The organism is Methanoregula boonei 6A8 (assembly GCF_000017625.1).
GTDB classification, from domain to species: Archaea; Halobacteriota; Methanomicrobia; order Methanomicrobiales; family Methanospirillaceae; genus Methanoregula; species Methanoregula boonei.
The window spans coordinates 1,235,919-1,257,004 of record NC_009712.1 but is presented as its reverse complement, the minus strand read 5'-3'; the positions used below and the strand labels follow the sequence as shown (position 1 = coordinate 1,257,004).

Genomic DNA, 21,086 nt, shown 5'->3' with positions numbered 1-21,086 from the left:
TCAAAAGTTAATAGGAATGAATAAATACGTCATTTTTTGATAAAGTACTATTGAACAACTATGGATCACCAGCACACCTGTGAGACCTGCGGGGCATTCATTCCGCGTACAGAACTGCTCATGCCCCGGTGCGACAACACCGGCGCATCACCGCTTTCAGAACCAAAAATCTACAAAATCCGGCGCCAGGGTTGTCCGGTCTGGTCACCGACCGCTGAGTAAGCTTTTGAGATTTCTTTCTTTTCGCTTCCTCTCTTTTTTTCTATGGGCACAATGCCACACCGGCAAGGGTAAAGAGCAGACCTGCTGCAATCGTGTGGCTTTGCAAGGAAGGATTCTCCGGATCAGGCCCGCACTTACCGGGATAAAAGGGGATTTTTCCTGTACCGGAACCCCCGGCACATCACGCACCCCAAAAAAGTGATTGCCCGGCAAACTCCCGGGAGGGCTCACCCGGATTTTGCATATGCCGTTTGTGCCAGTGCGGCAAGCGTGTTGTACTGTGCACCAGGGCCGGTCATCCGGATCACTTCAAAGACCTGTCCTTTCCCAAAGATGACCTCCATATAGCCGGTAACCGGCGCTGATGTAGCCTGTGCTACGGGAAGGATCCCCCCACCTACAGATGAGGAACTGCCGGAAATATTTACCACGATGGCATTGATGGCGCGGGCGCCGGGAATACCGGACGGTGGATCAAGGGCAATAAATCCAAGCCCGGTATGCTGCTCTTCGTTAGCACTCACAATCCCGACAAGTTCGGTCATGTTGGTGGTATTGTATTGTGTAATCGTCTGCGTGATCGTAGTTGTGCCTGAGGAAACGTTTCCGGCAGAGGTAAAATTTGCAACGTAGCCCTGCTGCCAGCCCAGGTATTTTGCGGCAGCGCTGACTTCATCCGGGGATTTGTACCGGCCGGACTGCTGCACAAAACCGGCAGGAAGATCGGCCGGGTTGAGGGCCAGCGGGGCTAGCGAGAGATTCCCTGCCGGGGAAGGGGTGGCTGCCGGAGTACCCGATGGGATGCCGGAAGGGGAGGTACAGCCGGCACAGAGAAGCACAATGAACGTCATCACAAGAAATACCGGGGCGATATATCGCGGCATATACTGCATAAGGACAGGTGAAACGGTAAACGGGATATAGGTTACCGGCCGGGCCGGCGGTACCCGGATAATATAACCATAAATACCATGCATCAGCAATCTGTTATCAAGCGTCAAAGGTCTGTGGTGCGAATGTTCCCAACGAGACGAATGCGGCGGGTCCGGTCCCGCACGATCCAGCCCCTGTTGTGCGAGACGACCATAAGCAAAAACGATCTTGTCGCCCCGCTCTTTGTTGATGAAACAGCGTCTGCCCCGGTGCCCATCAGCTCGATGCCCGGGCAGTTCCGGTACCCGGTCAGCGGGATCGCAGCGGTGGTACAGAAATTCCGGGACCGGGGTATCCGGGCGGTTCTCCTGTTTGGGATCCCGGCGCACAAGGATGAGGGTGCAACCGCTGCATACGACCCGCAGGGGGTTGTGCAGCAGGCAGTACGAAATATCAAGGCAGCCTGCCCCGACATGCTCGTGATCACCGATGTCTGCGCCTGCGAATACACAAGCCACGGGCACTGCGGGATCGTGGGGGACAGCCGGTGCAGCGGGCCGGATCTCCTTAATGATGAGTCGCTCCTGCTTATGAATAAAATTGCCACAAGCCATGCCGAGGCCGGTGCCGATATCGTGGCCCCGTCCTGCATGCTTGACGGGATGGTAGGATCCATTCGGGCGGCCCTTGACACGGCAGGGTACGAAGAAGTCCTGATCCTCTCGTATTCCACAAAATTTTCCTCCGCCCTGTACGGCCCCTTCCGCGAGGCAGCGGAATCCGGGTTCTCGTTTGGCGACCGTACCACCTACCAGATGAACCCGGCCAATGGCCGCGAGGCATTTCTTGAATCACAGCTCGATGCCGATGAGGGCGCCGATATCCTGATGGTCAAACCGGCCGGCCCGTACCTGGATGTGCTCGCAGATGTGGCAACGCTCGGCCTCCCGGTTGCCGCGTACCAGGTAAGCGGGGAGTATTCCATGATAAAAGCGGCAGCGGAACGCGGCTGGATAAAAGAGAAGGAGACCGTGCTTGAGACACTGACCTGCATCAAGAGGGCCGGGGCCGACCTCATCATCACCTATTTTGCGTACGATGTCTGCGGGTGGCTCTCATGAAGAGCGAGGAACTCTTCTCGCAGGCAAAGGAACTGATGCCCGGCGGGGTATCAAGCCCGGTCCGGGCAATCAAACCCTATCCCTTCTACACGGCTCATGCACAAGGTGCCCATATCACTACCGTTGATGGCGAAGATCTGATCGACTGCTGCATGGCATATGGTCCCCTGCTTCTCGGACATGCGCACCCGGAGATCAAAAAGGCAATCGCCGCACAGCTGGAAAAGGGCTGGCTCTACGGCACGCCCACACCATACGAGCCGGAGTTTGCCCGGCTCATAACCGGCGATCACCCGGGCATGGAGATGGCCCGGTTTGTGTCGAGCGGATCTGAGGCCACTATGGCTGCGATCCGGCTTGCCCGGGGGTTCACGGGAAAATCCGATATCATCAAGATCGAAGGGGGCTTCCATGGCGCCCACGATGCGGTGCTGGTAAAAGCCGGTTCGGGTGCAACAACGATGGGCGTCCCGGATTCCGCCGGCGTTCTTCCGGCACTCGTAGCCCACACCCGGCAATTGCCTTACAACGATGCCGAGGCACTCGAAGCAATGCTAGCCTCGCACCATGACATTGCCGCGCTTATCATCGAACCTGTGCTCGGGAACATAGGGCCGGTGCTGCCCGAAGACCATTATCTCCGGGAGATCCGGGAGATCACGAGCGCGTACGGCGTGCTTCTCATTTTCGATGAAGTGATCACCGGCTATCGCCTCGGCATTGGCGGGGCACAGAGGATGTTTGGCGTGAAACCCGATCTTACCACGCTTGGGAAGATCATCGGAGGCGGCCTTCCCATTGGGGCATTCTGCGGAAGAAAGGAGATCATGTCCCTTGTGGCGCCGCAGGGCCCGGTGTACCAGGCCGGCACCTTCTCGGGTAATCCCCTCTCTCTTGCCGCCGGGATTGCTACCATCCGCTGGCTCCACGACCACCCCGGGATCTATCCCGATCTCGCGGAGAAGGCCCGGGCCATTGGGGATTCAATCGGTGGCGGGGCCGGAGGGTCGTTTGTCCGGATCGGTTCGATGTTCAAGTACTTCTTCCGGGACAGCGCCCCGAAAAACTATACTGAGGTAAAAGAATGCGATACGGCTGCCTTTGGCCGGTTCTGGGAGAAGATGCGTGCCCGCGGGATCTTCCTCCCTCCCTCGCAGTTCGAGACCAATTTCCTGTCTGCGGCTCATACCTCTGACGATCTTGCCACTCTTGCCGGGGGTTACACCGCATGCCTGTAAGGATAGGGACCCGGGGCAGCCGTTTAGCGCTTGCCCAGACTGCGATCGTAATAAAGAAGATCGAGGCACTTGGTATCGAAGTAGAACAGAAGATTATCAGCACGCAGGGTGACGAGGTCACGGGAGTTCCCCTCCATGAGATTGGAAAGCAGGGTGTTTTTGTGCGGGCGCTGGATGATGCGATTCTCAATAACGAGATCGACTGCGCCGTGCACAGCATGAAGGACATCCCCGCGATCCGGCCCTCCGGCGTGTTTACCTCTGCCATCCTCAAACGCGATTCCCCCGCCGATTACCTTGCGTTCACCGGCCCGGTATCCGCAGTAAAAGTTGTCGGTACGTCCAGCACCCGGCGCAGGGCCCAGCTCCTCCGCCATGACCCGGGTCTTGATATCCGCGATCTCCGGGGGAACGTGGACACACGGATACGAAAGATGAGCGAAGGCCAGTACAATGCCGTAGTGCTTGCTGAGGCCGGGCTCTCGCGCCTTGGGATCCGGATCCCGGGCGAACGGCTTCCCCCGGAGAAGTTTGTCCCCTCCCCTAACCAGGGAACGATCGCGGTGGTGAGCCGGGCCGACCCCTCGATCATGGAAGTGCTCTCGAGCCTCGATCACCCGGCAACACGAAAAGACGTTGCCATAGAGCGGGCCGTGATGGAGCAGGTGGGAGCGGGCTGCTTTACCCCCATGGGCATCTACTGCAAGGACGGCAGCCTGATTGCCGAAGTCCTCTCCCTTGACGGCACACGGGCAGAACGTATCGAAAAGAAGATCGGGACACTTGAAGAAGCCCGGGCAGAGGGCAATGCCCTGCGGGAACGGGCGGGCGCCCTGATTGAGGAAGCATACCACACACTCGGGATCTCGTTATGACCGGAAAAGTCTATCTTGTGGGCTCCGGCCCGGGCGGCACGGGGCTTTTAACGCAGCGTGCAGCAGACCTGATCGCATCGGCAGATGTCATCTTCTATGACCAGCTGCCCGGGGAGGAGATCCTCTCGGCACTCCCGGAAAAGGCAGAAAAGATCGATTGCGGAAAGTACGGCAGCCATCACACTCTCGAACAGCGCGAGATCGAAAACATGATGGTGGACCGGGCAAAACAGGGTCGTGTAGTGGTTCGCCTGAAAGGAGGGGATCCGTTCCTCTTCGGGCGGGGCGGCGAAGAGCTCGAAACCGTCCGGGCCGCCGGTATCCCGGTTGAGATGGTGCCGGGGATCTCAAGCGCCCTTGCTGTCCCGGCCTCGGTAGGGATCCCGGTCACGCACCGGAAGTACGCCTCGCAGGTGACTATCCTCACTGGCCATGAGGATCCTGCCAAGCCGGCACCGGCCCTTGACTGGAAACTGCTTGCGCAGAGCCGGGGCACGATTGTGATCCTGATGGGGGTGGCAAACCTGCCAAACATTGCAAAAGCCCTGCTTACAAATGGCAAGAGCCCGGACACCCCTGTTGCGATCATTGAACGCGGCCTGAGGCGGGACCGCAGGGTCACCACCGGCCCGCTTGCCGGTATCGGGGACCTGGCAACAACGGCCGGGATAAAACCCCCAGCCGTGATTGTGATTGGCGATGTTGTCCGGCTCTACAATCCTGCACAGCCGGACCTGATCCCCCCGGGAGGGGACCTCTGATGATTGAAGAGATCAACAAATTCGAGCGGATCGTGTATACGATCCTCATCATTTTGCTTGGTGCAGTGCTGGTCTGCGCAATAGCCGAGCTGATCTGGACGTTTATCGGTGACCTTTTCAATCCGGGAATAAGCCTGCTGGACAACAAGGAGATCGTGGCCGTGCTCGGCTCATTTTTACTCGTGCTCATCACGGTCGAGCTGCTGGACACAATGAAGGCATACATTGTCGAAAATGTGATCCACGTGGAAGTGGTTGTGCTCCTTGCGATCATCGCAATCGCCCGAAAAGTAATCCTGCTCGACCCAACATCGATACCCTCCGATTCCGGGGAGCTCGTTGGCATTGGAATTATCATAGTCGGGCTTGCTGCCGCGTACTACCTGATAAAAAAGGCCGATGTGTCGATCAGATACCCGCCGAAAAAAGAAGAATCTCCAGCACCGGAAAAACAAAAAGAGGGTTAACACCCGGATTCTTTTTTTCCCTGTTATGTTCGAGATAACAGGGAAGGCCACCGGGTAATCCCGTATGCCGGGAAATGACAGGTTCAGCGTCCCTGTCCATCATTCACTGATTCCGTGCTCCCGATAAACCGGTATCTCCCTTCCGGTACCCCGATCTCAAACTGCACCCCGGTCCCGGGTGTCCCGCACTCACTGATGGAAAGGCCGGTAATTGAAAGGATCTCACGGGAGATAAAGAGTCCAAGGCCGGTGTTCTTCCCAAAACCACGATCAAAGATCTTCTCTTTTTCTGCGGCTGCCACACCCACTCCGTCATCGCGGTAGATAAGCGCCAGACCGTCAGGATTTTTCCGGTATGACACGGTAATGTGCCGGACATGCTCCCCATGACGGAGGGAATTGTCCACCAGATTCTCAAAAACCTTTTCGAGCAGGGGGTCAGCATAAATTTCGAGATCGCCAGTGGAGATCTCAAGGGCGATTCCGGCAGATTTGAGCTGCGGCAAAAGGATTCTCATCTCCTCTGCCACGTTGTTCCATGTAGGCGTTTTTACACCGATATCTTCGTAGTCCTTCGTAAACTCGATCTGGCGCAGGATGTTGTTTGCCACGAGCTCTTCCTTGTCAATGGTAGCGGTCATCTCGGGATCCTGTTGGATCATCCGGGAGAGTTCGATATATGCAAGGAGTGCGGTCAGCTGGTTCCTTATGTCGTGCCGGGTAATGCCGGAAAGAAGATTGAGTTTCTTGTTTGCGGTAAGGAATGCTTCACGGGATGCGTCCAGCCGGGCATTGAGATCCTTAAGCTCTGCATTCTGGATAAGGAGCCGGTTGTAATATCCCGTCATCTCCTCCACGATCTTCCAGATCACGATCGCCACAAGAAGGAGCATCAGCGCCCGGATAATGGCCTCGTACGGCAGGGAGTCCGGCGCAAGCAGCCAGCTTACTGCAATCTGGAGAGCCCCAAAGAAGAGTGCAATCGCAATAGCGGCCCGGCCGTACCACAGGCAGACTACGACCACTATGAGGTAGTAGAACTGCGTGTACACGGCCGAGATGTGGTACAGATAATGGACAATGCCCTCAAGAAACACGCCAACAAGGACAAGGATGGCAAGGACAATCAGCTTGAGCCGGTCCGGGGCATTGTACAGGGTGCCAGGCGAAGAAGTCTCGTTCACTGGATCCGCTCCCGGGAATATCCCTACAGGTAATGTTGCAGGAGCGCCATATATACCTCTCGGCAGGGAACGGTTCTGCGATAAGGGCTCCGCACACCATACTGTCAGGACCTGTTAACGAGCCGGGCTGAATTTTTCGGCCATGCTTTTCTTTTGAACGTAAACAAGAATTTAATACCTTACCGTAACCTAAATTGTGAAGATGGCCAATGCAGCGCCTGCCGGCGGTCCGACCCAGGACGAGATCCTTGCAGTCTCGTTATTTAAGATGAACATTACCTCGAGTGATACAGTTCTTGATCTCGGGTGCGGGACCGGCAAGGTGGCAATTGCGGCTGCTTTGCGGGCAAAGAAAGTGTACGCCATTGACCGGCGTCCGGAGGCAATTGCGTATGCACAAAAAGCAGCACAGGAGGCCGGTGCAGCCAATATCGAATTCTTCTGCGGGGAAGCGGCAGATTTCCTGGCATCTGCTCCCCTTTTTGACTGCGCATTTGTCGGGGGTTCGCAGCAGATCGAAACGTTCCTGCCGCTGATTGCAAAGAGAGTCCGCCGGGTGATCGTGGTCAATGCCGTTTTAGTCTCCACCCTTGCAACCGTTACTGCCACGATGCAGGCGCTGGGGATCTTCCGCGAGGCGGTAAACGTCCAGGTGTCCCGCTCCTGTGCACTCGGCAAGAGTTTCATGTTCAAACCGATCGATCCGGTGTATATCATTGTCGGGGCTGGTGCCGCATGCTCGTAGGACTTGGCCTTGGCCCGGGAAACCCCGAGCTCTTAACACTCCGTGCCGTCCGGCTGCTCAAAGAGGCAGACACCGTATTTGTCCCGGGCCGGATTGCCGCAGACCTGGTTGCCCCGTACCGCGAGTCCGTGATGCTTGACTTTCCCATGACCGATGATGAGGACCGGATCCGGGCGTGCCTGGAGGCCAATGCAGAAAAGATCGCCCCTGTTGCAGAAACGGGCCTTGCGGTTTTCGGGATCCTTGGCGACCCGAACTTCTTTTCCACGTTCTCGCGTCTCTGCTCCATTCTTGAAAAACATCACCCGGGTATTTCCTGCCGGACCGAGCCCGGCATCAGTGCAATCACGGCCTTTGCTGCAGCAGCTGACGTCCCGCTCAATGGCGGTTTTGTGGTTTCAGATGGCGCAGAACCCTCGGCCCTGATCCGGCTTAAGGCCCGGCACCCGCAAAAGATTATTGCCGGCCTCAAAAAAGAGGGATACCGCGAATTTGTTCTCGTTGAGCGGATGTTCTTTCCTGATATGAAAGTGTACCGGGATGACAAGATCCCGGAGAAGACCGATTACATGAGCGTTCTGTACGCGAGGCGCTGACTATGACCATGGCAAAAAAATCCCGGGATACCGGGGCAAAGGTCTGGTTTGTCGGTGCCGGACCCGGGGATCCCGGTCTTATTACGGTCAAGGGACAGGAACTGGTCAACACCGCAGATGTCCTGATCTACGCAGGATCGCTTGTGAACCCTGTTCTTGTGGAGCAATCGGGAGCTGCCGTAAAACAGGACAGCTGGGGCATGCACCTCGATGATATGGTCGATGCACTGGAAAAGAATGCAAAGGCCGGGAAAAAGGTCGTGCGCCTCCATTCGGGCGATCCCGCTCTCTATGGGGCAATTGTCGAGCAGATGGAGATCCTTGAGGCCCGGGGCGTGGCAACGGAGGTTGTGCCCGGCGTCTCCTCACTCTTTGCCGCTGCAGCAGCACTTAAGACCCAGCTCACCCTCCGGGGCGTTTCCGAATCAGTGATCGTGACCCGGCCGGCGGGTAAGACCCTGGAAAAAGATCAGCTTGCTGAATTCTCGCTCCTCAACACTACCCTGGTGGTTTTCCTTGGCACGGAAAAACTTGAAGAGATCACGGCAAAACTCACCTGCCCTCAGGAAACCCCGGCTGCGGTGGTGTACCATGCCTCGTGGCCTGACCAGAAGATTGTCCGGGGCAATGTTGCCGATATTGCGGCAAAGGCACGTGCAGCCGGGATCGAGCATACCGCCCTGCTCCTTATCGGGGGAGTTGTCGGCACCAGAAAGGAAGGCCACATCACTTCGTACCTCTATTCATGACAGACTCGGTTGTGATCGCCCTGGCCCGCTTCCTGCCTGATGCCCGGCGGATTGCGGCACTCCTTGATGCGGATGTTATGGAGTACCGGGCCGAAATCTTTGCCGAGGTTTTTCCCAAAGCCCGGCGGATTGTTGCGCTGATGTCCATGGGCATCGCGGTCCGGGGCATTGCTCCCCTGCTTTCGGACAAGTGGACCGACCCGGCTGTTGTTGTGGTCACACCGGATTTTTCCTATGCAGTACCTCTGCTTGGTGGCCACCATGGGGCAAATGCCCTTGCAAAGGAACTTGAAGCACTGGGGCTTATCCCGGTCATCTCAACGGCCACTGAGGCTACCGGGCATGATTCGGTGGAGGGAATTGCAGAGCGTGAGGGTCGCGATATCGTGAACCACGACTCCACACGGGCGGTCAATGCGGGGATCCTTGACGGGAATACCAAGGTGTATTCTGTTCCCGGGCCCGGGATCGTTCTTGCCGGCCCGGATGTCTCCATACTTATCCGCCGGGGCACGTATGCAGTCGGGATCGGCTGCCGGAAGGGCGTGACTGAAGCCGAAGTGACCCGGGCGATAAACGGGGCTTTTGCAGAAGCGGGAATACAAAAAGATGAGGTCATGCTCTTTGCAACGACCGCAAAGAAATGCAGCGAGACCGGGCTCATCGACGCTGTTGCCTCAATCCCAGCCCCTTTAATATTCCTTGACGATGACACTATTAACGCGCAGGTGCCCCGGACTCCATCGAAGGCAAAGAGGCTCGGTTTAATCGGCGTTGCCGAACCCTGTGCACTTGCTGTCTCAAAGCACCGGGAACTGATTATGAACAAGAAAGTTTTTTCAAAGGTGACCATTGCCATTGCCCGCTGAGCACCCTGCACCCGGCCTTTTTATCGTGGGAATTGGTCCCGGCCGCACGGAATACCTGACGGTCCGGGCCGCACACGCGATTGCCCGTGCGGAATATGTCATCGGAAACGACAGTTACCTTGACTCCATCGGCTCCCTGCTCGAAGGAAAGCAGGTAATCCGGAGCTCGATGGGAAAAGAGGTGGAGCGGGCAAAAACAGCGATCGAGCTTGCACAGTCCCACACTGTTGCCATGGTATCTGGCGGTGATGCCGGGGTGTACGGCATGGCCGGCATTGTGCTCGAAGTGCTGGAGCACTCGGGGGCGGAGATCCCGGTTGAGATCGTGCCGGGCGTTACGGCAGCAAACGCCGCCGCTTCCCTTGTGGGATCCCCGCTCTCCGGGGATTTTGCGGTCATTTCCCTCTCGGACCTTTTAACCCCGCTCGAAGTGATCGAGAAGAGACTCGATGCAGCATTTTCGGTCGGGATTCCTGTCGTGCTCTACAATCCCCGGAGCCATGGCCGGCCACACAACTTTGCCCTTGCAATCGAGCATGCCCGGAAATATTATCCGCCAACCGTGCCGGTAGCGATAGTGAAAAATGCCCTTCGCGAGGGACAGGCTGACCCTGTTATCGTGACACTGGGGGAGATCGAACATGTCATGGACGATGTTGACATGCACACGACCGTGATTATTGGCGGGAGCGAAAGCAGGATATGGAGGATGGGTAACAATGTCAAAGGAATCATCACACCACGCGGGTACCACCGAAAGTACGTATATTGACCCCGGCGCAACCACTCCCGAGGCCTATGAGATCTCAAAGACCTCGCGGACCCTTGCGCGGAAGATGGTGGGGAACAAAACTCCTGAGGACCGGGTCCGGCAGCGCTGCTCGGTCGCGGTTGGCGATTTTGCCATGGCTGACCTGCTCAGGTTCAGTGCCGACCCGGTAGCAGCAGCGGTGGCCGCACTTAAAGCCCGTGCCCCGATCATTACCGATATCCGCATGGTCCAGGTCGGGATCCAGAAAAAAGGACACCATTCTGAGGTCCTCTGCGCACTCGATTTTGGCAGTGATATTGCACAGGAACAGGGAATAACAAGGAGTTCTGCCGGTTTTATCGCACTCCGCGACAGGATTGCCGGGTCCATTGTGGTGATCGGGAACGCTCCGTCCGCACTTCTCACGGTCTGCGCTATGATCAAAGAGGGTATCCGGCCCGCAGTTGTGATCGGTGCACCGGTGGGTTTTGTGAATGCAGCAGAATCAAAAGAGCTCCTGCGGACAATTGACATCCCCGCCGTTTCCACGGAGGGGACACGGGGTGGTACTCCTGTGGCAGTTGCAGCCATAAACGAGATTATAACGATCCTGATTGAGGAATCGGCTCCATGAGGGACCCGGTCACCGGTTTTGTGTACCCCGCAGCATGGGTAGAGAAGGTATCCGATCCTGCCGGCCTTGAGAAGGTCAGAGGGGGATCTGCGGTACTCACCTCGTCAGGAACCGTGCTTTTGAGGGGATATACTACCGGGACGACTGCCGCTGCTGCATGCAAGGCAGCAATACTCTCCCTTGCCGGGGATATTTCACGGGTAACAATTCAGCTGCCCTGCGGGCTTTCTGCAGATCTTCCGGTCAAGGCCCGGGCCGGTCATGCCTCGTGCAGGAAGTACGCCGGCGATTACCCCTCCGATGTGACTGCCGGGATCGAATTTATTGCAGATGCCGCAGTTGCCCAAAAAGGGATTTTGCTGGTACCCGGGCCGGGCATCGGCCACTTTGTACGGGATACACCGCGGTACAAAAAAAGGGAACCGGCCATAAGCACAGCCCCGCTTGCCTGCATCCTCTCCTCCATGGAAGAAGCACTTGGAGCAACCGGTCTTTCCGGTGCAACCGTTACGCTCTCAATCCCGGAAGGGAGGACCATTGCAGACCAGACCCTTAACCCCAGGATTGGAATCGAAGGCGGGATTTCGGTGCTTGGTTCAACCGGTCTTGTCGAACCCTGGGACGATCATCTTGAAGATTCGGTGATAGCCCGTGTGGCCGGGGCAACAGACCCGGTTATCACTACCGGACGGGTCGGGCTCAGGTATGCCCGGCTGCTTTTTCCCGATCGTGAAGTAGTGCTTGCCGGAGGTAAGATAAAAGGAGCACTTGCCGCGGCCAAAGGGGAAGTTACTCTCTGCGGCCTGCCGGCCCTGATCTTAAAATATATCGAACCGCATATTCTGGATAAGACCGGGTATGCGACCGTGGAAGAGCTTGCAGCCTCGCCTTCTTTCCCTTCGGTCGCACTCCCCATCCTTGTAGCATATAAGAAAAAACATCCCCGCGTGCGGGTGGTACTGGTGAACCGGGAAGGAACTGTTATCGCGGAGAGTCCATGAAGATCGTTGGTGTGGGGTGCGGACCGGGCCTGATCACCGAGCAGGCGGTACAGGTGATCCGCTCGGCACGGCTCATTTACGGCTCCGGCCGGGCCATCGAAATGGTACAGAAACTCATCCCGCCCACCTGCGTAGTCAGGTCCATCAGCGATTACCGGAACCTTGCCCAGCTCCCCGAGAATGCCGTTGTGCTCTCGACCGGCGATCCTATGCTTGCCGGCCTTGGGTACCTGCCCGGGGAAGTGGTGCCCGGTATCTCCTCCCTCCAGGTAGCTGCTGCCCGGCTCCATCTCCCGCTCTCCCGGGTAGCCGTGATCGTTGCCCACGGGCGGGGGCATGACCGGGCCATGCAGGAGACCATTGAGGAACTCCGCCGGGAAAAAGTGGTTTTTCTCATTGCAGATCCCCGCTTTGACGTGGACGAATTATACCGGCGCCTGGGTACCATGGGGCTTCCCGGGCAGATCCGGATCGCGGTCTGTGAAAATCTGGGATATCCCGATGAACAGATCCTGACCGGTGATCTCGCAGCCCCGCCCCTGCCTGATGCGGATCTCTACTCCCTGGTGATCGGACAATTCGGGGAAGTCGCAAAGAAACCGGCCTGATGCCGGTACCCGTTTACCGCGATTCCCCGGGAGGCTTTGGTAAACGCGATCTCTATTTACTTCCGGGATCAAAACAAACCGGCATGAAGGTCTGGCGTCTTACCGCACCGCAGGTAAAGGGGATCCTCCTTGGGATTATTGTCGCGATCATCGTTGCCCTGATCGGTACACCGGCGGGGTTTGCCGTTGTCGTGGGGATCGTCTTTGGCCTTGTGGCCTTTTTCGTCCTCAGGGACAGCACAAAAACCAACTGAAATGCGCCCGGGTCAGGATCCCGTACGGTAATAACTCTTTTACGGGAAGGGATCCAACCTCTGGAACAGGGAATACCTCATGAGTGCCGGAAAGTCTTCATCTGTCTCAAAAACGCAGTTCAGCTACCTGTTCTTTATTGTCGGCCTTATCCTGCTGATCCTTCCCGAGCTTAACGGGCTTGGGTTCCTGCCTGCCGAGATACGGGCGTATTTTTCCGTTCTCTTCTATCCGGGTATTGTCTGCGTGATCATCGGGTATATACTCAGGTAAAAACAGGTCTGACCAAAAATGGGATACCGGGAATAATCCGGCTATTTCTTTACACCCGTTTTCTCCTCTTTTTTTGACACCGGGGGCTTTTTCTCGATCTTCACTTCACACCGTTTGTCGCCGGTACACATGGCCCGCACGAAACGTGCGGTATAGTCCTTGTTGAGGATAGGGACTGCCGTAAGGGTAAGCGCCATGCAGCGGGAGAAGGCACGTTCGTGATCGCTTGAGAGCGTATCACTGTGGACCAGAAACGGGCAGCGTTTGACCAGTATCACCGCACCATCATCTGAAACTTCCATGATCTCGCCGCCGTATTCGGGCCCGAAAAGAATGATGGTGGCATTCTGGACGGCCTTTGCAATCTCCTTTGCATTCCCGGTCGGAAAAGAGCTTGTATGAGCGATCTCCTTTACCATCTTTGCTATTTCCATCCAGATATCCTGTTCGAGCACGGCAAATTTTTCTCCCAGGGCATCACGGAACGAGATCTCGTACAGCGCCGGGAGTTTTGCAGCGCACTGTGCAGCGTAGTGCCAGCGCACGTTATCGGGGATGTTTTTGAGGTCCGGCATAAGAGTTCCTCAAGAGAGGAAATGTGGACAACCGGGCATATCAATATGGTGATCGGAACAGGACTGCTTATTCTGCGATCCGGAACCCGTCCTTTGCTTTTGCCAGAAATCCCTCACGTTCAAGCATAGCAAGGATCCGGCGAATACGGGCCGGATCTTCTGCTACTGCAGTAACAATTGCCTTCTCCCGGACCGGGGCATGTGCTATGACATATTTCAGGATCAGGCCCCGGATCCGCCGGTCCGATCCCGCAAACGGGGCTTGTTTTACGTAAGCCGCGCTCTTTCGGTTGGGATTGGGTACCTTTTTTTTGAGTTCCGTGCCGAGATCCATCAGTGCCCAGTACCAGACCCGGGGATTTTCCCGGTCAAGGGTCTGTTCCACAAGCGGCAGGATCTCTGCATCGGTTACCGTGTCCGCATCGGAAAAGAAGAAATGGATAAAGACCCGGCGGATGTTCGTCTCGATAAAGACCACCGGCAGGTTATAGGCAAAAGCACAGATGGAGGCTGCAGTTGCCGGCCCGATGCCGGGAAAGGTGGCTAGAACCGCCGGGTCGCCGGGAAGCGTACCACCAAATTCATCCACCATCTTTTCAGCGCTTTTCTTTAAGGCCACTGCCCGGCGGTTATATCCCATTCCCTGCCATGCAGCCAGTACATCGGCAAGAGGGGCCCGGGCAAGGGCCGCTGCATCCGGGAATGCAGCAATGAATTCAGGATACTTTATCGCAACGCGGTCTACCTGCGTCTGCTGGAGCATGATTTCCGAGACCAGGATCCGGTACGGGTCATCCGTGTGACGCCAGAGCATGTCGTGCCGGCCGCGGGATTGGTAAAACAAAAGCACCATGTTCCGGAATTGAATCCCCTCATCCTCTGTCGGGATGTCTGGCGAAAAGGCAAAATCGTTTGTGTCGAGCATAGACTGGATGCTCTTTTTTTTCCTGACAGCGCCCGTCATTTCTCCCGTACGGATCTTTTCATAAGATGATAAGAATTGGGATTGCTGCATGACAATCTGCCGGGATTTTCCCGCTTTTTGGTAGCCGTTCCCCTGATAACCGGTGCCGTCCCGACCGGGCCGGAAACTGCAAGGTTAAATACTCTTTATGTAGTGTACCTGACTATCGTATCTTAAGGAAATGCGTATGGGTCAGGATCCAAAAGACAGCGCCCACCAGTACGAGGGGGGCGGGGCGACCGATGGAGAGGAGCGCTTTATGCGCTGGAAAGACTGGCAGGACATGGAGCAGGGTTCACGGCGTCCACGGCTCCAGAGGAGCATTGATGCCATCTTTTCCGATTACCTGATGATCGCACTCTCCCTTGTCCTTATTCCTGTCCTCCTTATCCCGTTCTTTGTGGAGATTTCCCCTGCGGGACAGGTCGTATTGGGTACGCTTGACAGTGCAATCCTCGTAATTTTTATTCTCGAATATACACTCAAGCTCGCGTTTGCAGAAAACCGTCGGGAATTTTTTATAAATCCCTGGCATATCCTGGATCTCTTTATTATTGCCGCACCGGTAGCTGGCATACTTGCCGGGGCATTCCAGACCGTAACCGGATCCCTGCGTCTGCTCCGGTTGCTCCGGCTCGCCCGGAGCGCGGCGCTGGGTACCCGGGTATATGCCCGCACAGAGTCCGGATCGGATCAGGATACAGATACCTCAACTGTCCGGGCTCAGGAGTGTACTGTAAGTATCCTGTATCCTGCCCCTGCCGGTACCGGCAGAACCTGGCTTGCCCGGGAATTGCGCGAGCTTCCGGATGCTGATCGCACTATCCCGACCGGGCTCCCCGAAGGGGTCATGAAATGGTATGATTTTACCTCAGTCACACCGGCGGATCTCCCAAATATTTCCCGGTTGACCGGGGTTTCTGTAAGCCTTCTCAGTGAGGCGCTCAGGGAACGTGCATTTCCCTGGGCAAGATCCCACCGTACATATGCCGCGGTGTACCTGAAAATCCGAGAAAGCCGCCACAATCCGGCAAACCCCCGGCAGATCCTCATTGCGTGGCGATGGATCCTCATTGTGAGTAAGGATCACACCCTGCTGACTTTCTCTGCCCTGCCACCCCAGGCCCCGGCACTGATCGCAAAAGACGCACTCCTGGAACACGATACCCTTACCCCTGCGGAAATAACCTACCGGTTCTTCCAGGATGCGTTATCAAGGATGGAGGAGACATTGCGTTCCATCGAAGACGAACTGGAATACACCGGCTCGCTTCCCATAAGCGAACAGCCGGCAAGTTTCTTTTCGGAAACCTTCAGGCTCAAAAAAGAATCGGTCCGGATCCACTCCTGGCTCCTCCATACCCGGGATGTCCTTAACAGCATTGTAACCGGCAAGGTGGTACTCCATGGCATGGAGGATGGTTCGCGTTTCTCGGCCCTTCTGGACCGGGCATCGTACCTGTACGATATCTCTGACGATATCACGGAAAACGTCTCATCGCTGAATGATTATTACTTCAATGCTACCTCGTTCCAGATGGGCCGGGTCATGAAGCTGATCGCGGTCCTCTCTGCACTGACCATTATCCCGACGGTGGTAGGAAGCCTCCTTGGTTCGAACCTTGAGGGTAATCCCTGGCCAATATCCCTTCCCCAGATCGTAGTCATTGTGGGAATTGCCATGCTTGCCACGGCTTGGGTGTATTACCGGCTCGGCTGGCTCAGGATGTGAAATACGATTTCCTTTTTTTTAAATGGTGATTTTTTTTTATGTCCGCTTGAACATCTCGTCCAGTTTTGCGCGGGTGAACCTGACCATGGTGGGCCGGCCGTGCGGGCAGGTAAACGGTGTCGTTGTTGCCCTGAGCTGGGAAATAAGCCGCCGGCACTGTTCGACGGTGCAGACCGTACCGGCTTTTATCGCGCTCCGGCAGGCAATGATCCGGGTCAGGCGCTCCCGGTCGCTGACCGGGCGGTCAAGGTCCTTGTGGAGGAGATCGCTTACCAGGTCGTCAATCATTGCCGGCCCCTCCACCTTTCCCATCAGGGCAGGAACTGCCCGGACCAGAAAGGATCCGGCCCCGAACTCCTCGATAATAACACCTTCCTGAGCAAGCGCGGGGATCAGGCTTTTGAGAATCGCAGTATCTTTGGGAGGGCAGTGGATGATTGCCGGGACAAGCAGCTCCTGAGCCTGCCGGGCTGCCATGCTCCTTGTCACCTGCTCATAGAAGATTCGCTCGTGGGCAGCGTGCTGGTCGATAATGATAAGTTCCCCGCCAGCCGCTTCGGCAAGGATATAGATCCCGCCAATCTGCCCGATTACATCCATCTCCGGCACTACGGCCGTAACCGGCGGGACACCGCTTGCAAGCTCGGTCTGGCGGAGGCGATAATCGGTTGCAACCGTCCCGGTATGGGTCGGTTCCGTGAATGGCGAGAGCGTTCCTGTGGATACTGCTGAAGGGAGGGTTCCGGCACAGTACGGTTCTGCAGGTTCTGCAACATACGGCACAGGAGATAAGTCAGATCCCCCGGCATCCAGTTTCCGGTAAACCGGTTTCGGTGCGTTCACCTCAGGGATCAGATCGCCCGATGCAAGCGCTGCCCGCACTGCTTCACGTACACCATCAGTGATCTCTTTTTCTTTGGTGAGCCGGACCTCCTTTTTGGTAGGATGGACGTTGATGTCCACAAGCCGGGTGTCGATCTCAAGTGAGAGAAACGCAACAGGATACCGGCCATGAGGAAGGAGAGTCCCATAGCCTTCGCGGATGGCAGTTGTTACGGGTGGGGATGAGATGTACCTGCCATTGATCGCAATGAGGATCCGGTCATGATCCTTGCGGGAGAGAGCCGGACGGGAAATGTAGCCGGATATACGCATGAACGGGAGGGCAGCGGCGGCCGGGATAAGTTCGCGGGCAGATTCGTTTCCGAAGATCCGGGCGATTGTGTCGAGCGGCCGGCCGGTCCGCTCGGTGGCCAGCTGCTCGCGGTTGTTATGGAAGACCTTAAACGAGATCTGCGGGCAGGCAAGGCAGAGGCCTTCGAGGATGCCGTGGATGCGGGCAATTTCTGTTGTAAGGCTCTTCTGGAACTTTTTCCGGGCAGGGGTATTAAAGAACAATTCTTCCACAAGCACGCTTGTGCCTTCGGGGGCACCGGTCCCGCCACGTAATTGGATCTCTCCGCCCACCACCACAATCCGGGTACCGGGCACCCGGTCGCTGCCTTGTGGCTTTGTAATAAGTGTAACTTTTGCGATCGCCGCAATGCTTGCCAGTGCCTCACCCCGGAATCCCAGGGAATGGATGGAGAAGAGATCGTCAAGCGTATGGATCTTGCTTGTGGCATGCGGGACAAAGGCAAGCTCTGCATCAACCGGCGACATCCCGCACCCGTCGTCGGTTACCTTTATCGCTGTGATCCCACCCTGCACGGAAGTAATATCAATCCGGATCGTGCGGGCGCCGGCATCGATCGCATTCTCCACCATTTCCTTTACTACCGAAGCCGGCCGTTCGATCACTTCTCCCGCCGCGATCTGGTTGACAGTAGCCGGGTCCAGTACCCGTATCGCGGGGGGATGCTCCTCTGCGCCCATCAGAGATCCTTCCCGGGCATGTTGCATGACCTGCCTGCACGACTTTTGAGTTCTGCCAGTTTTGAGAGTGCCTGCATTGGCGTCATGGAATCAGGATCCAGTCCGGCAATCTCCGCAATTACCGGATCCGGAGCAGCAGCAGCCCGGGCCGGCAGGTTGTCGTCTGCCAGCAGGAGCTGGGTATAGCGCCGTGCTTTTGAGCCACCGGAAGCATCGCGTTTGAGGGTTTCGCAAAGGTGGACTTCGGCCCGGTCAGTTGCTTTTTTTGGGATGCCCGCAAGCCGTGCAACATGGATACCGTAACTCTTGTCGGTTGCCCCGGGGATCAGTTTCCGGAGGAAGACTACATCCTGTTTAGTCTCCTGCACGGCAAAATGGTAATTTTTTACCCGCTTAAGCTCCGCTTCCATGCCAATGAGTTCATGGAAGTGGGTGGCAAAGAGTGTCTTTGGGCCGGCAGAGGATTTTCCATGCAGGTATTCGAGTACCGCCTGCGCGATCGAGCACCCGTCAGCCGTGCTCGTGCCACGCCCGATCTCGTCAAGGATCACAAGACTTTTTTCTGTCATGTTGTTGAGGATATTTGCCAGTTCGAGCATCTCGACAAAGAAGGTACTCTGGCCGCTTGCAAGATCGTCAAATGCCCCGACACGGGTAAAGATCCGGTCGATGATCCCAATTTGGGCAGACCGGGCCGGGACAAAACTTCCCGCCTGGGCCATGATGCAGCAGAGCGCCACCGAGCGCATGTAGGTGGACTTGCCCGCCATGTTGGCGCCGGTGATGATCATGATCTGGTTTTTTGACCCGGAGAGCTCGGTATCATTGGGGACAAAACCCCCGGCAAGGCTTTGCTCCACCACAGGGTGACGGATATCCCGGCAGGTAATCGCATCCCCGGTATCCGGCCGGGGGCGGACGTAATCGAAATCCGTGGCCGCATCGGCAAGGGCAGCGGCAACATCAAGCGTTGCGATCCCGCGGGAAATGCTCTGGAGCGCGGGGATCTCCTTTCTGATCTCATCGATAAGGCCGGCATACAGCGAGCGTTCAAGCGCAAGAACGCGCTCATCTGCATCCGTGATCACGGCCTCCTTTTCCCGGAGTTCGGGAATGGTGTACCGTTCCCCGGTTGCCGTGGTCTGCCGGCGCTCGTACCGGGCCGGCACGAGTGCAATATTGCTCTTGCTCACATCAATGTAATACCCGAAGATCCGATTGTATCCGATCTTGAGGGATTTGATCCCGGTCTTTTCGCGCTCCTGCTGCTGGAGCTCTGCAATCCAGTTCTTCCCTGAGTGCAGGACACCGGTCATCCCGTCGAGCTCTGCCGAATAGCCGGACCGGATAACTCCGCCATTCTTTGCGATCGCCGGGGGATCATCGGTGATCGCTCTCCGGATAAGATCGATTATGGACGGGAGATCGAAAAGGCAGTCCCGGGCAGCAGCAACACGCCGGGGAACCGGTGCGCTGTTATCCGATCCCACTGAAGGCCCGGCAAGCAGTTTCCGGATCTCGGGGAGGGTGGCGAGCGTTTCGGCAAGGGCAACAAGATCCCGCGGACCGGCATTCCCATATGAGATTCGTGCCGTGATCCGCTCGATATCAGCATGGCGCGTAAGAAGCTCGCGCAGGGTCATGCGCAGTGTGGCTGAAGCAGTGAAATATTCGACAGCATCGAGCCGTGCATTGATCCGGGCAATATCCGTGAGCGGCCGGGTCAGATGCAAGCGTAAAAACCGGCTGCCCATCGGGGTCTTTGTACGGTCAAGGGTGGAAAAGAGCGTTGCCCCTTTTGTCCCGCCCCGTATGCTCTCATGCACCTCGAGGTTGCGCAGGGTGATCGCATCGAGCATCATGCCCTGTGCTGATGAGCGCGTGAAAAGGGAACTCACATGAGGGAGTGTGGACTTCTGGGTGTCAGCCGCGTAGGAGAGCGCTGCACCGGCCGCTGAGACCGCAGCCGGCATTCCCTCACAGCCATACCCGGCAAGGGAGGCGACACCGAAGTGTTCGCAAAGGGTGCGCCCGGCCCGGTCGGGAAGGAAACGGTCATCGGCATAAGGCGTCACCACCACACCGTCACGCCGCAGCGAGGTACGCAGTTCTTCGTCCACGGATGAGGGGACGATACACTCCGCCGGGCGGTACCGGGCAATCTCGGACCGGAGGTTCCCGGTACTCCCTTCCGCCGGAATTGCAAGGACAAAAAATTCACCGGTGGAGATGTCCAGGAGCGCGATGCCCCAATCCGCACCTTTTGTGCCGGGAGAGACCGCCATCAGGTACGCAGCAGCCGATGAGGGGAGCATTACCGGATCAATTACTGTACCGGGCGTGATCACCCGGACCACCTCGCGTTTTACCAGGCCCTTTGCTGTTTTCGGGTCCTCGGTCTGTTCGCAGATGGCAACCTTGTACCCTTTTGCCACGAGGCGGGCGATGTATCCCTCACCGGCATGATGGGGAACCCCGGCAAGCGGTATACGCTGGTCGCCATTCTTGGACCGTGAGGTAAGTACAAGATCGAGCTCCTTTGACACGATCTCCGCATCGCCTTCCAGCGTCTCAAAAAAGTCCCCTATATGGAAAAAGAGAATTGCATCGGGGTACTGCGCCTTGATCTCCCGGTACTGCCGCATCCCGGGCGTAAGGGTTCTGCCATCATCGGCTGCCGGGCCGGTGCCGAGAGAAGGCTCAGTCTTCATCAGAAGTACT

23 protein-coding genes are annotated in these 21,086 nt (G+C 56.9%); 17 read left to right on the top strand and 6 right to left on the bottom strand.

Features of this window, described 5'->3' with window-relative positions; translation table 11 throughout:
* Positions 1 to 60 precede the first annotated feature (60 nt).
* A complete protein-coding gene (locus MBOO_RS13875; protein ID WP_157677620.1) occupies positions 61 to 222 on the top strand; it encodes a hypothetical protein in 162 nt (53 codons plus the stop codon).
* A gap of 227 nt (positions 223 to 449) precedes the next feature.
* Here MBOO_RS13875 and MBOO_RS06455 read toward each other — a convergent pair whose 3' ends face one another.
* The gene (locus tag MBOO_RS06455) at positions 450 to 1,115 is read right to left on the bottom strand and encodes a hypothetical protein (RefSeq protein ID WP_157677619.1); all 666 of its coding nucleotides are present in this window, start codon (positions 1,113 to 1,115) and stop codon (positions 450 to 452) included.
* A 123-nt stretch (positions 1,116 to 1,238) separates the two neighbouring features.
* Between MBOO_RS06455 and hemB the strand changes: the two genes are divergently transcribed.
* From hemB to MBOO_RS06430, 5 genes are read left to right on the top strand one after another with little or no spacing between them, the layout of a single operon-like run.
* Complete coding sequence (hemB, locus tag MBOO_RS06450) at positions 1,239 to 2,216, top strand: porphobilinogen synthase (protein ID WP_012106785.1); 978 nt, start codon at positions 1,239 to 1,241, stop codon at positions 2,214 to 2,216.
* Positions 2,213 to 3,454 (top strand): glutamate-1-semialdehyde 2,1-aminomutase, encoded by a 1,242-nt coding sequence (gene hemL / locus MBOO_RS06445; protein ID WP_012106784.1) that lies wholly within the window; start codon positions 2,213 to 2,215, stop codon positions 3,452 to 3,454. Before hemB ends, hemL begins: the two co-directional genes overlap by 4 nt.
* Positions 3,445 to 4,329: a hydroxymethylbilane synthase gene (gene hemC / locus MBOO_RS06440; RefSeq protein ID WP_012106783.1), complete on the top strand. Its 885-nt coding sequence runs from the start codon at positions 3,445 to 3,447 to the stop codon at positions 4,327 to 4,329. Before hemL ends, hemC begins: the two co-directional genes overlap by 10 nt.
* Positions 4,326 to 5,090, top strand: coding sequence for a uroporphyrinogen-III C-methyltransferase (gene cobA / locus MBOO_RS06435; RefSeq protein ID WP_012106782.1), 765 nt, complete (start codon positions 4,326 to 4,328; stop codon positions 5,088 to 5,090). Before hemC ends, cobA begins: the two co-directional genes overlap by 4 nt.
* Positions 5,090 to 5,557 (top strand): phosphate-starvation-inducible PsiE family protein, encoded by a 468-nt coding sequence (locus MBOO_RS06430; protein ID WP_012106781.1) that lies wholly within the window; start codon positions 5,090 to 5,092, stop codon positions 5,555 to 5,557. The genes cobA and MBOO_RS06430 overlap by 1 nt, the downstream gene beginning before the upstream one ends.
* Positions 5,558 to 5,640: 83 nt before the next feature.
* On the opposite strand, the gene MBOO_RS06425 is transcribed toward MBOO_RS06430, so the two are convergent.
* Positions 5,641 to 6,741 carry a sensor histidine kinase gene (locus tag MBOO_RS06425; RefSeq protein WP_012106780.1) on the bottom strand — a complete coding sequence of 367 codons (1,101 nt, stop codon included), beginning with the start codon at positions 6,739 to 6,741 and terminating at the stop codon, positions 5,641 to 5,643.
* A gap of 202 nt (positions 6,742 to 6,943) precedes the next feature.
* Here MBOO_RS06425 and MBOO_RS06420 point away from each other — a divergent pair, with 202 nt between their 5' ends.
* From MBOO_RS06420 to MBOO_RS06375, 10 genes are all read left to right on the top strand, one after another.
* Positions 6,944 to 7,486 carry a bifunctional cobalt-precorrin-7 (C(5))-methyltransferase/cobalt-precorrin-6B (C(15))-methyltransferase gene (locus tag MBOO_RS06420; protein ID WP_012106779.1) on the top strand — a complete coding sequence of 181 codons (543 nt, stop codon included), beginning with the start codon at positions 6,944 to 6,946 and terminating at the stop codon, positions 7,484 to 7,486.
* Positions 7,477 to 8,082 (top strand): cobalt-factor II C(20)-methyltransferase, encoded by a 606-nt coding sequence (locus MBOO_RS06415; RefSeq protein ID WP_012106778.1) that lies wholly within the window; start codon positions 7,477 to 7,479, stop codon positions 8,080 to 8,082. Before MBOO_RS06420 ends, MBOO_RS06415 begins: the two co-directional genes overlap by 10 nt.
* A gap of 2 nt (positions 8,083 to 8,084) precedes the next feature.
* Positions 8,085 to 8,831, top strand: a complete 747-nt coding sequence (locus tag MBOO_RS06410) for a cobalt-precorrin-4/precorrin-4 C(11)-methyltransferase (RefSeq protein ID WP_012106777.1) — start codon at positions 8,085 to 8,087, stop codon at positions 8,829 to 8,831.
* A complete protein-coding gene (gene cbiG, locus MBOO_RS06405; protein WP_012106776.1) occupies positions 8,828 to 9,700 on the top strand; it encodes a cobalt-precorrin 5A hydrolase in 873 nt (290 codons plus the stop codon). The genes MBOO_RS06410 and cbiG overlap by 4 nt, the downstream gene beginning before the upstream one ends.
* Positions 9,690 to 10,472, top strand: a complete 783-nt coding sequence (gene cobJ / locus MBOO_RS06400; protein ID WP_012106775.1) for a precorrin-3B C(17)-methyltransferase — start codon at positions 9,690 to 9,692, stop codon at positions 10,470 to 10,472. The genes cbiG and cobJ overlap by 11 nt, the downstream gene beginning before the upstream one ends.
* The gene (locus MBOO_RS06395; protein ID WP_012106774.1) at positions 10,420 to 11,085 is read left to right on the top strand and encodes a precorrin-8X methylmutase; all 666 of its coding nucleotides are present in this window, start codon (positions 10,420 to 10,422) and stop codon (positions 11,083 to 11,085) included. Before cobJ ends, MBOO_RS06395 begins: the two co-directional genes overlap by 53 nt.
* Positions 11,082 to 12,086 carry a cobalt-precorrin-5B (C(1))-methyltransferase gene (locus tag MBOO_RS06390; RefSeq protein ID WP_012106773.1) on the top strand — a complete coding sequence of 335 codons (1,005 nt, stop codon included), beginning with the start codon at positions 11,082 to 11,084 and terminating at the stop codon, positions 12,084 to 12,086. The genes MBOO_RS06395 and MBOO_RS06390 overlap by 4 nt, the downstream gene beginning before the upstream one ends.
* Positions 12,083 to 12,694: a cobalt-precorrin-7 (C(5))-methyltransferase gene (locus MBOO_RS06385; RefSeq protein WP_012106772.1), complete on the top strand. Its 612-nt coding sequence runs from the start codon at positions 12,083 to 12,085 to the stop codon at positions 12,692 to 12,694. The genes MBOO_RS06390 and MBOO_RS06385 overlap by 4 nt, the downstream gene beginning before the upstream one ends.
* An 83-nt stretch (positions 12,695 to 12,777) precedes the next feature.
* Positions 12,778 to 12,948 (top strand): hypothetical protein, encoded by a 171-nt coding sequence (locus MBOO_RS06380; protein WP_157677618.1) that lies wholly within the window; start codon positions 12,778 to 12,780, stop codon positions 12,946 to 12,948.
* Positions 12,949 to 13,027: 79 nt separating this feature from the next.
* Complete coding sequence (locus MBOO_RS06375; RefSeq protein ID WP_012106770.1) at positions 13,028 to 13,219, top strand: hypothetical protein; 192 nt, start codon at positions 13,028 to 13,030, stop codon at positions 13,217 to 13,219.
* A gap of 41 nt (positions 13,220 to 13,260) precedes the next feature.
* Here MBOO_RS06375 and MBOO_RS06370 read toward each other — a convergent pair whose 3' ends face one another.
* On the bottom strand, positions 13,261 to 13,794 hold the full coding sequence (locus tag MBOO_RS06370; protein WP_012106769.1) for a hypothetical protein: 534 nt from the start codon (positions 13,792 to 13,794) through the stop codon (positions 13,261 to 13,263).
* Between the two features lie 67 nt (positions 13,795 to 13,861).
* Positions 13,862 to 14,758 (bottom strand): HhH-GPD family protein, encoded by an 897-nt coding sequence (locus MBOO_RS06365; protein WP_232385640.1) that lies wholly within the window; start codon positions 14,756 to 14,758, stop codon positions 13,862 to 13,864.
* A 187-nt stretch (positions 14,759 to 14,945) separates the two neighbouring features.
* On the opposite strand from MBOO_RS06365, the gene MBOO_RS06360 reads away from it, so the two are divergent.
* Positions 14,946 to 16,490 carry a CorA family divalent cation transporter gene (locus tag MBOO_RS06360; protein WP_012106767.1) on the top strand — a complete coding sequence of 515 codons (1,545 nt, stop codon included), beginning with the start codon at positions 14,946 to 14,948 and terminating at the stop codon, positions 16,488 to 16,490.
* A 36-nt stretch (positions 16,491 to 16,526) separates the two neighbouring features.
* Here MBOO_RS06360 and mutL read toward each other — a convergent pair whose 3' ends face one another.
* Positions 16,527 to 18,365 carry a DNA mismatch repair endonuclease MutL gene (mutL, locus tag MBOO_RS06355; protein ID WP_012106766.1) on the bottom strand — a complete coding sequence of 613 codons (1,839 nt, stop codon included), beginning with the start codon at positions 18,363 to 18,365 and terminating at the stop codon, positions 16,527 to 16,529.
* The gene (mutS, locus tag MBOO_RS06350; RefSeq protein WP_012106765.1) at positions 18,365 to 21,076 is read right to left on the bottom strand and encodes a DNA mismatch repair protein MutS; all 2,712 of its coding nucleotides are present in this window, start codon (positions 21,074 to 21,076) and stop codon (positions 18,365 to 18,367) included. Before mutS ends, mutL begins: the two co-directional genes overlap by 1 nt.
* Between the last annotated feature and the right edge of the window lie 10 nt (positions 21,077 to 21,086).